The following is a 13,573-nucleotide window of genomic DNA, read 5'->3' on the forward strand; positions in this document are numbered from 1 at the left end:
GCCGGCGACCCACACCGCTGCACGCCGGTGACCGGAGGGGGTCGCCCCGCTCAGGGGTGACCGACCTCGCTCTCCACGGCGTAGGTCAGCCGGTGTCGAACCACCTCGGCGTTCACGGACCGGCTCGCGGCCCACCTCGGCGCGGTGGGCTTCAGATGCCAGCCGATGCGCGCGTCGGTGGACTCACGCGTCGCGTCGCCCACGATGAGCCCACGGTGCTCATCCAGCGACAGCGAGAAGCGCCCCGGCGTGGTGAGGTCGAGCGTGAGACCCTCGAAGGTCATCGATGCTGGCCCCTCGATCGACGCGCGCCCCGTCGACCGGATGGACCGCAGCTCCAGCCCTCCTTCCACGAGCTCCGTCTCGAGGATCTCCTCGGTCATGAGCGCCGACGTCGTGGTCCTGCGAAGCGTGTAGCGCTCCCCTTGCACCTCGACGATCTCGTACGAATGCAGCTCCCCTTGCCGGTCCTGGTACAGCCACAGTTCCCCGGGCTCGAGATCCCGGGGCCTGGCCAGGAGCCGGAGCTCCAGGTGCCCCCGCCGCAGCACCCCGATGTGAAAATCGGTGCTGTAGATCCCACCAGGATGATCAGGGGACGGACCCAGGCCGAGGTGGTAGCGCGCCTGGTCGATGCGGATCGCGCTGGACTCCTCCTCGTGTGCGCTGGCGCCCGCCCACATGACCGGCAGCGACGACCCGGAAGCGTGCGCTCCGGGATCGATGAACCCACCCAGCCCCATCTCGGGCATGCCCCTCGCCCTGAACAGCAGGTCCACGTCTTCTCCCCGGTACGACGTGAACTGCAGCCGGACGCTCGGCAGGCCGTCGACCCTCACCGTCTCGAAGCGAATGGGGCGGTACACGACCTGTCGTCCACTGAGAATGGCCGCCGCATCGCGCGCGATGGCCGGGTCATTGAAATGATCGATCTGGCTCCCGTCATGGAGATTGATGATCGCGCGCACGCGCGGAGCGTCTCCTGAATGCCGGTCGACCATGGCCTCGATGGCCTGATAGCGTGGATGATCGACGAGGAAGGCGATGACGTGCTCCTCGTAGCGATTGAAGGCCGTGAGGAAAGGCTGCAATGGAAGGACGTGGCTGCGAGCCACCGAGCGAGGACGCAGGTGGTGCGCCTCTGCCGCCGCGATCTCCTCCGCGAGCGACGGCTTCTCCTGGCTCGGCTCGACGGTACCGCTACAGCCGGCCGTCGACAGCGCGAGAGCGCAAGGGGTGAGCCCGAGGAGCCACCTGGCGAAGTCCGCGCGGGCCGACAGCATTTCCTGCATGTTCTCCATGGTGCGAGCCTCTCCTGCGCCTCTCGGGCGATGGGCCCGAGCGCCGGTGCATCCGTCCATCACGCAGGCCAGAGCCGGAGCATCGACCATGCCGGAAAGGCGCAAGCTCGGGCGCACGGCCGACGCCTCTCCGCGCCCGCCTGCTGACGTGCACGACGTGGGACGCCCGCCCGAAGATCCAGCTCCGTCCCTGTTTTCGGGGTTGCCGCGGCTCAGGCAGCGGCTGGGGCTGGGAGCAGATCGGCGAAGACGAACCCGTCGCGCTCCACCGTCTCGCCCGTGGTGATGCCGATGGGATGCCGGAACATCGGACCTGCATACGCGAACGTATGAAGCTCGCCTCGCTCCCCGCACGGATCGACGGTGTGCGGGAGCCCGTCGAGCAAGGCCTCATCGAAATCACGACCGACCACCTCGCGCCCGACCCGCCTCGGATCGATGCAGGTGATGCGCGCTCGCAGCCCGAGCGCCAGCATCCGCCGCGCGAGTGCAGGCGTCGGCTCCCCCCACAGTGGGAACACCGCGTCGAGCCCCGTCCCGCGCAGGCTGTCTTCGCGGTAGCGCCGGATCTCCTCCAGGAAGAGGTCCCCGAACGCCAGCGCCGCGACCCCCTCCGCGCGCGCCTGGGCGAGCGCCGCCCCCATGCGCGCCTCGTACTCGGCGTTGGGACAAGGGCTCGGCAGCGGCACCTCTCGGAGCGGGAGCCCCGTGGCGGCCGCCTGCGCGCGCAGCAGCCCGACCCGCACCCCGTGGATGGCCACCCGCGCGTGGGCCTCGTCGACCGTCGTCAGCAGCCCGACTACCTCGATGTCCGTTTGCTGCCGGAGCACATGCAGCGCGTAGGCGCTGTCCTTCCCGCTGCTCCACGAGAGCAGCGTCGGCCGAGGCATCACGGCCCGCGTCGAAGCGAACCGCATCGTCCCAGGCGAAGTCACGGTCGAGGACCCTCGCCGCCTGAAGGCGCGGGCACCCTGTCCGGCCCCGCGCTCGGCGCGCCAGGAGCCTCTTCCGACGGCGCCACAGGCCCTTCAGGCACTCCAGACGACGCTCCCGTGGGGGATGCCGCTGGCGGGGCATCCGACGCGCCCTCGGGCGGCGTGGCGGGCAAAGCGTCGGGCGGCGTGGCGGGCAAAGCGTCGGGCGGTGTGGCGGGCAAAGCGTCGGGCGTCGGGGCGGGTGGCGTCGGCACGAGGGCCGGCGTCGCGGACGCGAGCACCTGGACCGCCCCCTGGCGCAAGCAGATCACGCGCGCCGACTCGGCCCCATCCTGTGTCCACGTCGCGGCGCGCGAGGACTCGGGCTGACAGACGTAGCTCACGCGCTTGTCGCACCCCGAGGCGACGTAGAGCGCATCCCCCATGGACTGCAGCGCGATCTTCTCGCTCGGGCAGTCGAGATCGCTGGCTGCGCGCGCCGCGGCCTCCCGCCCCCTGGGATTGCAGCCCGGCGCGCAGGTCACCGCGACGGCGAGCCCCACGAGCCATGCCAGGTGCTTCCTGGCGCTTCCCTCGTCGGAGCGCACGACCGTGGTGAAGGGGGCAGAGGAACCAGAGGTGCCGCAGCGCATGCGTCCAACCAACACGGCGAAGCGAGACCCTGCAAGAGAAAGACCGCCAGCGACCGCACGGCCCCTGAGCACACCTCTCGCACCTGGCGACAGGCGCCCGCGCGCCCGCCTCCCATCAGAACTGCGCCAGCACCTGCGCCACGACCACCGACACCACCCCCAGGGCGAGCCATCCCAGCGAGAACCGCCACCACCCCGGCGTCGTCGCGTGTCGATCCCGAGGCAGGCTCTCCTGCGTCCCGCGGTGCACCGTGAACAGCGACTCCTGGCCCGACGTATCGCCCTCCTGGACCAGCCGGAAGGCCTCCGTTCCGCCTCGGTATCCGCCCGCTTGCCAGATGCGCTCGAGCTGCCCCACCAGGAAGACGGGATCCCCCAAGGCAAAGAGCGGCTGCAGGTCGACCCAGTCCGACGCATGGCGCTGCTTCGCCGTGTCCTCCCGGACGTCCACGCCCAGCTCGTTCGCGCGACCCGGCTCGCCCTCGATCGACCGCGCGCTTCGGGCCTCGTCATGGGCCCTCTCCTGCGTCTCCTCGCGTGGCGCGGTCCGGCTGCCCTGCGCGTCCTCGATGCGGATCCTCACCTCGTCAGCATCCTCGACGATGAGCGGGAACGTCACCCACGTCGCCCGTTCGTCGGTGTGGCCCCGACGCGCTGCCGCTTCCGGCGAGACGGACGTCCCCTCGACCACTCGCCCCGCCAGCGCGACCCGGTGCCCTGGCAGGGCATCGAGCGAACGCCTCACCTTCAAGCGCGCGAGACGCCTCCATTCCCGGTCCTCGAACCCCAGGCAGGCCAGCGACATGTAGCTGCCGATGAACAGACCGAAATGGGCCGAGAGGAACAAAAAGGGCATGTCCGTCACGCGCACGACCCACCGATGGACGACCCAGCAGCAGGCGACGCCTGGCAGGGCGATGGCTGCCATGAACAGCGGGACCGAGACCAGAAACGCCGTCAGCAGCGCGAGGGGGTGGCCACGCTCGATCCAGGACTCGAACCAGGAATGGCTCCTGGCCCGGTGAGGCGCTGAAGCCGAGACGTCCGGAGCGCTGGGCGATGAAGGGGGCAGCATGGATCTCTCCGAGAGACTGCCCGCACGACGGCCGGCGCACGGGCATGAGACCATCCCTGGAGCGCTGGAGACCCTTTCCGGGGGGCGAGAGGAGAACCCTCCGCACCAGCGGACATTCCGGAGGTGAGGGCATGAGCGGCTGAGCAGGGCTCGCCTCGAAGCCTCCCTGGTTCGATCCGTCCTGGTGCGACAGGGGCGTACCGTCGGTGAGGTGGGTTTCTGGTCGCTCGACAGGGGTGGATTCGAGTTCCTGACCTCGCAGCGAAGGAAGATGCCAGCTGGTGGCGGTAGCATCTCGTGAGTTTTCGAGAGGTTGGGTGACCGAGAGCGATGGGTCGGGTGACCGAGAGCAGTGGGTCGGGTGACCGAGAGCGATGGGTCGGGTGACCGAGAGCAGTGGGTCGGGTGACCGAGAGCAGTGGGTCGGGTGACCGAGAGCGATGGGCCGGGTGACCGAGAGCAGTGGGTCGGGTGACCGAGAGCGATGGGTCGGGTGACCGAGAGCGATGGTCGGGTGACCGAGAGCAGGAGGTCTGCGAGCTGGAGCAGTGGGTCGGGTGACCGAGAGCGATGGTCGGGTGACCGAGAGCAGGAGGTCTGCGAGCTGGAGCAGTGGGTCGGGTGACCGAGAGCGATGGTCGGGTGACCGAGAGCGATGGGTCCACGAGTCCGAGAAGGGGATCAGGTGACCGAGAGCAGTGGGTCGGGTGGCCGAGAGCAGGGGGCGGATGGCCGGGAGCAGGTGGTCTGTGAACCCAAGGGGGGAGTCCGTTGATCGAGAGCAGAAGGTCGGGTGATCGGGACCGAAAAGCGCGGTCAGACGCCCGAGGAGATGGCTGCCGGGCTTTCATCCAGGAACAGGGCGTCTGCTGGAGCAGGTCAGGTCCGTCCCGCCCTGTCGGGTTCAATGGAAGCAAGAATGGACGCGCCGAAGCCACCCTGCTGACGGCTTCGAGGACGGCAATGGTCACGCAATGGACGTGCGTGACCCCAGCCGCAGCGTCGACCAGCACCTGACCGATTGCGGAGAAGACCTTGGACTCGACCGAGGCGGTGCGCATGCTGGCAGCCAGCGCAGGGCCTCACTCGCCCTCGCCGCCCTCGGCACGAGACCCGCGGGTACGTGATAGAAACAGGCATGACCGCCGAGAACAGCGCGCCTTCGAGCCCCCTCCGCCCTCCCATCCCTCCCTTCACCGCCGAGACGGCAGCGCAGAAGGCGCGTGCGGCAGAGGACGCATGGAACACGCGAGACCCGGAGAAGGTCGCCGGGGCGTACACGGTGGACAGCGCATGGCGAAACCGCAGCGAGTTCATCCACGGGCGAGACGAGATCGTCGCGTTTCTCGCCCGCAAATGGCGCAAGGAACTCGATTATCGTCTCATCAAGGAACTCTGGGCCTTCTCGGGCAACCGGATCGCCGTTCGCTTCGCATACGAATGGCATGACGACTCGGGCAACTGGTTCCGGTCGTACGGCAATGAGAACTGGGAATTCGATGAGCGCGGCTTCATGCGGCAGCGGCACGCCTCCATCAACGACGTGCCCATCCGCGAGCGTGAGCGAAAGTTCCGCTGGCCCCTCGGTCGCCGCCCGGACGACCACCCCGGCCTGACCGACCTCGGCCTGTGAGGCGTATGCGAGCATCAGACACGCACTGGGCGGCTGGGGCGCGTGCCCCTGCCGCGTGATGAGCACGGGTCGGTGATCGCGATCAGTCGAACACCCCACCGGGGTGATCGCGATCAGGTGCACGGTGCGGAAAAGGCCGCGGATCGTGGCGTCTTTCGCCTGGTACGCAGCCTGCTCTGGGACGGGTCGACCCCGAGGAGGGGGCATCCCATGAGCGTCTGCGATCTGATCACCAACAGCGAAGTGAAAGCTCTGCTCGACCGCGTCATTCCCTCGTACGACCGCATGTTGCGTTTGCCCATCCGGGTGGCGTCCCGGAGTCGCCGCGCCCCGCTGATTGGCACCGCCTTCGACTATGCACTCCGCTTCGAACTCCAGCGCCGCTGCCCGCAGGCACGTGACCAGGGCTGGGTCGCGGAGCACGCGCTGCATGTGCTGAATGCTGGATATCTGAGCGAGGGGGCCGACCCATTCACCACGGCCCAGCTCGCGGAGCGCGTCCGCTGCCGCGTCGACGATGCGCGCGTCTTTCAGCGCGAACATCTGCGCCAGAAGCAGCCGGACCGCGCGTGGATGGAGCGACTCGCGGACCACGCCTTGCGCCTCGCTCGGCTCGATTCCCTCTACCGCGCCGGCTACCATGGGCCCGAGCTGTTCGCCGAGAACAGCACCGCGCTGCGAGAGGAAGTGCTCGCCCTGCTCGCCTGTGTGCCCCGTGAGATCTTCACGGGTCGGGGCGAGGTCCTTCTGAACCCGACCTTCGGGAAATACTCTTCCTGGGTCGGCGGCGCCGACGCCGATCTGATCACGGACGACCGGCTCATCGACATCAAGGTCGTCGCCCAACCCAACGTCGAGCGTGGGATGGTCCGTCAGCTCGTCGCATACCTCATCCTCGCCACCTGTGCTCGACGCGATGGTGAGCTGATGCCACCGATCGCGTGGATTCAGCTCTACTTCGCACGGCACGGGCACCTCTGGAGCATGCCCGCCGCCTCGATCCTCGAGCACCCGGCATACGCCGAAGTCGAGCGCGGGATCCTCCAGGTCGCCCGCGCCATGAATGCACCTCGCTTCCTGCCCATCGAGACGGTGGACATCCTGCCGACGCAGGCCACGTGAGGAGCGCGACCTCGGCTGCCTCTCGCGTGAAGTCCCCTCGACTCCCTCGTCCGCGAGGGCCACCGACACGATCGATGCTACGAGAGGGGCAGCGTGGAGGTCGGGGCGTGGTGACGAGGGCGATGGCGAGAGGGATGCTGGGCGTGGTCCTGGGGGGCCTGCCGCTCGGCTGTGCGGGGGTGTCGCTGGACAGGGCCTGGGTCGAGCGGACGCAGCTCGCGTGGGGCAGCCCGGAGAGCACGGTGCTCGGAGCCGACGTCGAGGCGAAGCTCGACGCGATGCTGGAGGGGAAGCGCATCGTCTTCCTCGGCGAGCCGGACCATTACATCCACGAGAAGTATCCCTATCGGCTCGCGATGCTGCGGCACCTCGTGAAGCGAGGCTTCCTGCACGTGGGCATGGAGATCGGCACGTCCGAGGGGCGGCGCATCGACCGCTTCTTCGAGACGGGGGATCCCCGCGCCCTCGATCGGGTGGTGCTGTGGGGGTATGCCGGAGACTCGCCAGAGGAGCGGCGAGAGCTGGAGCGGTTCCTGCCACGCGCCGCGCCGGACCAGGAGGCGGCGCGGGCGTTCGTCGCCGAGGAGCGCCGGTTCTTCATCGCGCTGCGTGCGCTGGTGGACGCCCGCGCTGGCGCGGAAGGAGCCGGCCCTCGCCTCCACTTCTTCGGGTTCGATACCGACACGCCGCCGGGCGGGGCGTACCAGGACCTCCGCGAGACGCTGAAGGAGGTCGCCGACACCCCGGAGGGAGAGGAAGCCTTGCACCAGCTCGCGCTGGTCCCAGGGGAGGACCTGAGCCAGGAGGCGCTGCGGGTGTTCACGCTCGCCGAAGCGGTGCAGGCCGAGCTGCCTCTGTACGTGTCGGCCTTCGGGCAAGCGCGAGCGACGCAGTTCCAGGAGCAGGTCGTCGCCCTCGCCGAGTCGCTGGTCTGGGTGGTGGCGCAGATCCAGGCGCCGACGCTCGCGGCGCGCCGCCGGTTCCTCGACCGCCGAGAACGGTTCATGCACGCGCAGCTCGATCGGTGGCTCGCGCAGCACCCGAAGGAGAAGCTGGTGCTGCTCGGGCACAACGCCCACCTGTCGCGGGCATCGGAGAAGCTGCGGATGGGTCTCCCGGATGGCGAGCACGCGCCGATGTGGCGGTCCGTGGGCACCCACGTCGTCGGGAAGCGGCCTGCAGACGTGCTCGCGGTCTGGTTGCTGGGGGGGGAGGGCCGGCATTTCCTTCCCGATGGGAAGCACCCGGTGGTGCGGGAGGTGCCCCTGCGCTCGGGGAGCGTGGAGGCGGCGCTCGCTCCCTTCGGGGACGCCTTCTTGCTCGACCTGCGAGAGCGCCCGCCAGGGACGCTGCTGGACGCCGTGGTCCCCTTCGGCCATCCCGGCTCTCACGGGCACGGTCCGGTCGGGCTCAACGCCGATGCGCTGGTGTTCTTCCGGCGGGTGTCACCACCGCGGCCATGAGCGCAGGGGGGCAGGGGAAGTGACGGACGGTCGCGCCGGGAGCTGGTGGGGGCGAGGGGCGGTCGGGACCGCTCACGGGCAGTCGGTGATCTCGACGGCGTAGCTGATGGGGGAGTTGATGCCGGTGACGCGCACCTCGTAGGTGTGACCGACCTGGGTGGTCCATCCCTGGGGCACCATGCGGATGGCAGAGCTGCTGCCGAAGTTGGCGGCGAGCTGGGTGACGGCCATGGGGCGGTTCATGCCGCCATCGGTGACGCTGACCTGAGCGCCGGCGAGGTTGATGCTGGAGCTCTGGATCGACCAGCCGGTGCTGTCGAGGGGAGCGTAGGAGGCCCTGAGGGCGCCGGACGGGAACTTGCCGGGGGCGGGCCACGCGGTGAACGGAGGGCTCTGACCACCGGAGCCGCCGAGGACCCACATGCACGAGGCGTTGCTGGTGGAGCCGAGGCCGACGGGGCCGAGCGCGCCGGACAGGATCCAGCGGCGGTGGCCGAGGGTCGTCTCGTTGCCGGGATCGGCCATGTAGAGGTCCACGGCGGAGACGCCGCGGGTGGAGGCGATGTTGCTGTTGGCGGCGCCCTGGGCGCCGGCCTGGGAGTAACAGGTCCAGTTCGTCGGCGGGGAGTGCGAGAGGCTGTTGTTGGCGTGCATCATGAGGGCGCATGCCTGCGCCTGCTGATTGCGTGTCGCGTCGTGGGCGACCGGGGGGAGGTTGGCCACGAAGCGGTAGAGGTTGATGAGCTTCAGTGCATTGGTGCGTCCCTCGGCGGAGATGTCGCCCGCGTTGCAGCCGGCGACGCTCCCGCTCCAGGTGCCCTCGCTCAGGGAGGCGCGGTCCTGCTGCCAGCGGGCGCAGACGAGATCCTCCTGGGAGCCGCCGCCCGCCCCACCCGTGCCACCACCCGCACCCCCTTGCCCTGGGGTGCCTCCCCCTTCACCAGGGTCGCTGCCGCCGGTCTGGCCCTGGCCACCGCTGGTGGTGCCGCCGCTGGTCGATGACGCGCCGTCGCCACCGACACCACCCGCACCGCCGGCAGAGAGCGGTCCCGAGCCGTCACCGTCAGCGTCCGAACAAGCGACACCGAGCGTGAGGAGGGTGAGCGCGGTGCCGAATGCGACGGTGCGCTTCATGACGAGGGATGCCGGGAATGTGCGCCTCATGACGCGACGGTATCATGGCTCCGAGCGCCACCGCGGTGACGGCCACGAGAATCTCGTGGCGTCGCCGCGGCGTTTCGCCCCGTCGTCGTGCTCGCACCGGTTCTGACTGGATTGTTCGCGTGGTGCTGATTGCGGTGCGTGCGACCGACGTCGGTGATCGGTCCGCACCACAGAGGACCCTACCGTGCACCCCTCTGCTGTGCTGTCTCCCATCGGCGGAGCTGTCTTCTAAAGGGGGAGCAAACTGATTGAAGGATCGAATTCCTCGTTGACCGAAAACACGATTTCAATGAGAAGTGAGAGCAACATCGCTCGCTTCATCCTGCTCGTCACTCGGCGCGACACGCAAGGAGACCCTGGCATCTCAATGAACGGAGAATCGAATCATGGCTAAGCTCAACGGTCTCGCTCTGTCGTCCCTCGTCGCTGGCGCCCTCGTGTCGTTCGCAGCCACCACGGTCGAAGCCGCACCTGTCGTTCCCGCGGATCACGAGGCCCTGATGTCCGATCTCGTGGCGGCGCTGGTCGGCGTCGATCCCTCCGAGAACCGCAACAACTGGGCGGCACCCAACGAGTCGTGTGCGATCACGTGGGCGAGCCGGACGAGCGTGCCGTCGGCGCTGACGCGTGGCTCTTGCTTCTTCACGCTCGCGCTGCGCGAGGCCTATCCGAACGTGACCCCGACCCGCTTGAGTCAGTGGTTCGGTTCGTCCAATCCGAGCGCGGCGGTGTATTACGACCACATCGTGGAAGAGAACCGCTTCTGGCGACTCTTCGACCCGGCCGAGGTGCTCGTCGGCGACGTCCTCGCCGTGAAGTACACGACCTCGGGCAACGTGACGGTGGGCTACACGCTGGTGGTGAAGGGCATCGAGTACCAGCAGACGTTCTCCGACGGGACCGAGCGCTACGTGGTCGAGGTGGTCGACTCGTCCAACGATCCGCACGGGGTTCACGACACGCGCTACGTGTCCGGCGGGCCTCACGTCGCAGGCGTGGGCTCGGGCTTCCTGTTCCTCGACGCGGATCCGGTCACCGGCGATTACAAGGGGCATTCCTGGAGCCTCCAGAACCAGAACCAGTCGTCCTACTACTCAATCGCCACGCGGCCGATCGTGGTGGGTCGCTTCGACCCGAACCGCTGAGCTGGCGATAACGAGCCGCTCCACGAGCGGCCATCGCTCGACTGGACGGGAGCAGAGCCGGATTGCCAGGTGCAGTCCGGCTCGGTTCATTTCGGGGCCGTGAATACGGGCGGCGAGAATCGCAGCGCCGGGTCGACTGGATTCGTGACCAGCTGGCCTCGAACGCTCGTGGTGGGGTCGACCTCTCCGTTAACACGTCCACATATGCCGTTAAGGGACGACACACGGCCGGTGGGTAACTTCGGGTGTGAGACGCTGGTCGTCGCGCTCCACGCGGCGGTTACGGCAGATCGACGAGGCCGCTCCGGATGGTTGGGGGCGGCGTGAGGAGGCAGACCGTGATGTCGTTTCGTCGTTGGGGCATGTCGGGTCTGGTGGCGCTGGTCGGCGCGCTGGGCGGGGTCGCGGGCTGTGTCGAGGACAATGGCTCGATGCGCGATGCAGAGTCGGCGGGCGCCGCGCAGGCGGCCCTCGCGGAGGAGGGGCCAGGGGTCGGGGAAGGACTGGGTGGCCGGCCCGGGAGGCGTCCTCCCGGGCCTCCTGGGCCGGACCACCTGCTCGTGGCGGCGCTGCACGAGCTGGATCTGAGCGACGCGCAGGTGAGCGCGATCGAGGGGGCGCTGGAGACGCTCCGGGCCGAGAAGGAGCGGACGCGTCCCGAGGGAGGGGCGCCGTTCGCGGCGCTCGCCGAGGGGGTGCGCGCAGGGAAGATCGATGTGGCAGCGGTGGTGGCGAAGGCGCCCTCGGGGGAGCCGTTCGCCGGGGCCAGGGACGCGATGGCGAAGGCGCTGGAGACCCTGCACGCGACGCTGACGAAGGCGCAGCGACAAGCGCTGGTGGAGGGGCTGGAGGCGCGGTTTGCCGCGCACGCGCCCGGTGGGCCAGGGAAGGCTGGCGGCGGGCCGCCGGGGGAGCGCGCGGGTGGGCCTCCCGGGCCGCCGCCGGCGCATGCCCTGCATGCAGGGCAGCGTCACGAGCGGGCAGGGGCAGGGCCGGAGCACGCGGGGCCGCCGCCCGGAGGGCCGCTGGGCCACCTGCTCGGTCGGCTCGACCTCGACGAGGCCCAGCAGGAGGCGATCGCTCGGATCCTGGAGGCCGACGCGCCCGCCGCGCCGGACCACGAGGCGATGAAGAAGCGCTTCGAGGCCGTCCACGTGGAGATGCGCGCGCGGCTCCAGGGCTTCGTCGCGGATGCGTTCGATGCGAAGGCGTTCCTCGCGCCTCCGGCCGATGCGAAGGGGGCAGGGCCAGCATCGCACCTGGAGCGCATGGCGAAGACGCTCTCGGCGGTGGTGCCGTTGCTGGATCCAGCGCAGCGGGAGACGCTGGCGAAGGCGCTGGAGCAGGGGCCCCGGTCAGGGCCGCACCCGGCCTTCGGGAAGGGTGGTCCGCGAGGCGCGCAGGGGCCGCAGGGGCCGATGGGGCGCTGAGTCGATCCGGACGGTGGCCTTTCAGTGTCGCCCCGGGGGCTTCCGTATCGCCCGCGGGGCGCCGTCGTCACGGAGGGCTGCTGCGGACGAGGTGGAGGTAGATGTCGCGCTGGGGGAGGGTGGCGCCCGGGAGGCATCGGCCTCGGTGGTGGAGATGAGATGCGCCGAGGCCGTTGCCGCCGAAGGGGAGGAAGCCGCGTTCGGTGCGGCGAAGGTCGGTGTCGACGAGCAGATTTTCGGGGGTGTGGAGGCCGCGATCGACGAGGCTCCGGAGGTAGGGGCTCTGGCCGAAGACCGTGACGTACATGGCGTTGCGGCGGTAGGCGGGGTGCTCGAAGTACCAGGGGAGCTGCGTCTCGTCGTCGTAGGGGTGGATCAGGAAGACGGGGGCGTACCACTCGGTGAGGCCGATCTGGGCGGGGAGGGCGCGCTGGCGTAGCGGGGCGACGAGGACGGTGGGCCAGATGATGCCGCTCACGGGGTTGACCTCGCCGCCGTGGAGGAGCGTGCATCCGGGCTGCCGGGCCCACTGGGCGAGCCGGCGGGCGACGAGCAGGGGGGCTTCGGGATCGGTGTTGGGGCCGACGAGGGTGCGGCGCTCGTGGAAGGGGCCGACGCGGTCGCGGATTCCGTGGAGCTGCTGGACGAGGTGGTCGCAGAACGCAGGCAGGACGCTGCGATGGACGAGGAGGGCGTTCGGCGCCGAGCAGTCCTGCCCTTGGTTGTGGAGGACGATGTGCATGGCGCTGGCGACGGCGCGCGCGACGTCGGCGGTGGGGGTGACGACGAGGGGGTTGTGGCCGGAGCCGTTGAAGATGAAGAGGGGCTCGGGGCCGAAGGCGCGGCGGACCTGCTCGGCGTTCTCCAGGGTGCCCGTGAAGATGACGGCCTCGGTGGCCTCGCGGCGCGCCTGGATGAAGGCCTTCTTGTCGGTGTCGTAGGCGACGCGGAGCTGGGGGAGGAGGGGAGGGAGGGCGAGGGCCTCTTCGAGGCGGGCGAACGTCGTGCGCATGGCGGTGGGGGGCCGGATGACGACGCTTTCGGACATCAGCGCAGGGACGACGCCGAAGCAGCACGCGGCGTAGAGCGGCTGGTTCAGGGGGAGGAACGAGGTGACGCCGCGGATGCGACCGACGAAGTAGTCGCGGTTCTGGTCGAGGTGAGTGAGGAGATCGAGCGAGGCGTTGAGTTCGTCCTGGATGGCGTCGTGGGTCTCGTAGTGCTCCAGGGCCGTGGTGATGGCGTCGCGTCGCTCGAGGAGGCGCTGGGCGATGGCGCGGGCGGTGGGCTGGACGTCACGTTCGAAGTCGATGGGAGGCCGCCGGGAGACGCTGGTCCCTGGCGCGTGCAGGGTCGGGTCTTCGAGGCTCCGGGCGACGAGCGCGGCGATGTCGCTCGTCTCCTGGATGGGGTGGGTGAGTATGAGGTCCACCGGGCCGGTCGAAGCTGGTGGAGCCGCCACGGTGTCGTCATGGAATCCGTGCTCGCGGAGGCTCCTGAGCAGGCGATCGCGCTGGGGTTCCGGAAGGGCGTCGATGCGGGTGACCCTGGAGAGGCCTGGCCCGTTCATCGCGAAGTCGCCAGGCTTCTTGCGGGTGCTCCACCGAGGGTGGGTGGGCGTCCAGCGGATGGAATAAGGGCTCTCGTCCATGGCTTGCTCCCGTCGTCCGAGG

General features: G+C 69.5%; 11 protein-coding genes. 5 read left to right on the forward strand and 6 right to left on the reverse strand.

The features are described 5' to 3' along the window. Window positions 1-50: 50 nt before the first annotated feature. The 4 genes from CMC5_RS09025 to CMC5_RS09040 form a co-directional block, all read right to left on the reverse strand. Complete coding sequence (locus CMC5_RS09025) at window positions 51-1,301, reverse strand: hypothetical protein (RefSeq protein WP_050430014.1); 1,251 nt, start codon at window positions 1,299-1,301, stop codon at window positions 51-53. A 212-nt stretch (window positions 1,302-1,513) separates the two neighbouring features. Then, a complete protein-coding gene (locus tag CMC5_RS09030; RefSeq protein WP_050435804.1) occupies window positions 1,514-2,191 on the reverse strand; it encodes a Dph6-related ATP pyrophosphatase in 678 nt (225 codons plus the stop codon). 41 nt (window positions 2,192-2,232) lie between these two features. Continuing rightward, window positions 2,233-2,868, reverse strand: coding sequence for a hypothetical protein (locus tag CMC5_RS09035; RefSeq protein WP_050430015.1), 636 nt, complete (start codon window positions 2,866-2,868; stop codon window positions 2,233-2,235). 115 nt (window positions 2,869-2,983) lie between these two features. Next, window positions 2,984-3,943, reverse strand: a complete 960-nt coding sequence (locus tag CMC5_RS09040; protein ID WP_050430016.1) for a hypothetical protein — start codon at window positions 3,941-3,943, stop codon at window positions 2,984-2,986. 1,138 nt (window positions 3,944-5,081) lie between these two features. Between CMC5_RS09040 and CMC5_RS09045 the strand changes: the two genes are divergently transcribed. The 3 genes from CMC5_RS09045 (at window position 5,082) to CMC5_RS09055 (ending at window position 8,161) form a co-directional block, all read left to right on the forward strand. Beyond that, complete coding sequence (locus CMC5_RS09045; protein ID WP_050430017.1) at window positions 5,082-5,576, forward strand: nuclear transport factor 2 family protein; 495 nt, start codon at window positions 5,082-5,084, stop codon at window positions 5,574-5,576. A 210-nt stretch (window positions 5,577-5,786) separates the two neighbouring features. Next, window positions 5,787-6,698, forward strand: a complete 912-nt coding sequence (locus CMC5_RS09050) for a hypothetical protein (protein ID WP_050430018.1) — start codon at window positions 5,787-5,789, stop codon at window positions 6,696-6,698. 122 nt (window positions 6,699-6,820) lie between these two features. Beyond that, a complete protein-coding gene (locus CMC5_RS09055) occupies window positions 6,821-8,161 on the forward strand; it encodes an erythromycin esterase family protein (RefSeq protein ID WP_218920243.1) in 1,341 nt (446 codons plus the stop codon). A 72-nt stretch (window positions 8,162-8,233) separates the two neighbouring features. Here CMC5_RS09055 and CMC5_RS09060 read toward each other — a convergent pair whose 3' ends face one another. Continuing rightward, the gene (locus tag CMC5_RS09060; RefSeq protein ID WP_156338381.1) at window positions 8,234-9,325 is read right to left on the reverse strand and encodes a CAP domain-containing protein; all 1,092 of its coding nucleotides are present in this window, start codon (window positions 9,323-9,325) and stop codon (window positions 8,234-8,236) included. A 386-nt stretch (window positions 9,326-9,711) separates the two neighbouring features. On the opposite strand from CMC5_RS09060, the gene CMC5_RS09065 reads away from it, so the two are divergent. Together CMC5_RS09065 and CMC5_RS09070 are read left to right on the forward strand one after the other, a co-directional pair. Next, window positions 9,712-10,470 (forward strand): hypothetical protein, encoded by a 759-nt coding sequence (locus tag CMC5_RS09065; protein ID WP_050430022.1) that lies wholly within the window; start codon window positions 9,712-9,714, stop codon window positions 10,468-10,470. A gap of 341 nt (window positions 10,471-10,811) precedes the next feature. Further along, the gene (locus CMC5_RS09070) at window positions 10,812-11,900 is read left to right on the forward strand and encodes a Spy/CpxP family protein refolding chaperone (RefSeq protein WP_245678367.1); all 1,089 of its coding nucleotides are present in this window, start codon (window positions 10,812-10,814) and stop codon (window positions 11,898-11,900) included. Between the two features lie 67 nt (window positions 11,901-11,967). On the opposite strand, the gene CMC5_RS09075 is transcribed toward CMC5_RS09070, so the two are convergent. After that, window positions 11,968-13,551 carry an aldehyde dehydrogenase family protein gene (locus tag CMC5_RS09075; protein WP_050430024.1) on the reverse strand — a complete coding sequence of 528 codons (1,584 nt, stop codon included), beginning with the start codon at window positions 13,549-13,551 and terminating at the stop codon, window positions 11,968-11,970. Window positions 13,552-13,573 lie beyond the last annotated feature (22 nt).

This window comes from Chondromyces crocatus, from assembly GCF_001189295.1.
Taxonomy (GTDB): domain Bacteria; phylum Myxococcota_A; class Polyangia; order Polyangiales; family Polyangiaceae; genus Chondromyces; species Chondromyces crocatus.

Bases quoted from the DNA above. Each gene is read 5' to 3' on its own strand.
- CMC5_RS09065 (WP_050430022.1), top strand. From the start codon at position 9,712: ATGGCTAAGCTCAACGGTCTCGCTCTGTCGTCCCTCGTCGCTGGCGCC.
- CMC5_RS09045 (WP_050430017.1), top strand. From the start codon at position 5,082: ATGACCGCCGAGAACAGCGCGCCTTCGAGCCCCCTCCGCCCTCCCATC.
- CMC5_RS09025 (WP_050430014.1), bottom strand. From the start codon at position 1,301: ATGGAGAACATGCAGGAAATGCTGTCGGCCCGCGCGGACTTCGCCAGG.
- CMC5_RS09060 (WP_156338381.1), bottom strand. From the start codon at position 9,325: ATGAGGCGCACATTCCCGGCATCCCTCGTCATGAAGCGCACCGTCGCA.
- CMC5_RS09075 (WP_050430024.1), bottom strand. From the start codon at position 13,551: ATGGACGAGAGCCCTTATTCCATCCGCTGGACGCCCACCCACCCTCGG.
- CMC5_RS09070 (WP_245678367.1), top strand. From the start codon at position 10,812: ATGTCGTTTCGTCGTTGGGGCATGTCGGGTCTGGTGGCGCTGGTCGGC.
- CMC5_RS09050 (WP_050430018.1), top strand. From the start codon at position 5,787: ATGAGCGTCTGCGATCTGATCACCAACAGCGAAGTGAAAGCTCTGCTC.
- CMC5_RS09040 (WP_050430016.1), bottom strand. From the start codon at position 3,943: ATGCTGCCCCCTTCATCGCCCAGCGCTCCGGACGTCTCGGCTTCAGCG.
- CMC5_RS09055 (WP_218920243.1), top strand. From the start codon at position 6,821: ATGGCGAGAGGGATGCTGGGCGTGGTCCTGGGGGGCCTGCCGCTCGGC.
- CMC5_RS09035 (WP_050430015.1), bottom strand. From the start codon at position 2,868: ATGCGCTGCGGCACCTCTGGTTCCTCTGCCCCCTTCACCACGGTCGTG.
- CMC5_RS09030 (WP_050435804.1), bottom strand. From the start codon at position 2,191: ATGCCTCGGCCGACGCTGCTCTCGTGGAGCAGCGGGAAGGACAGCGCC.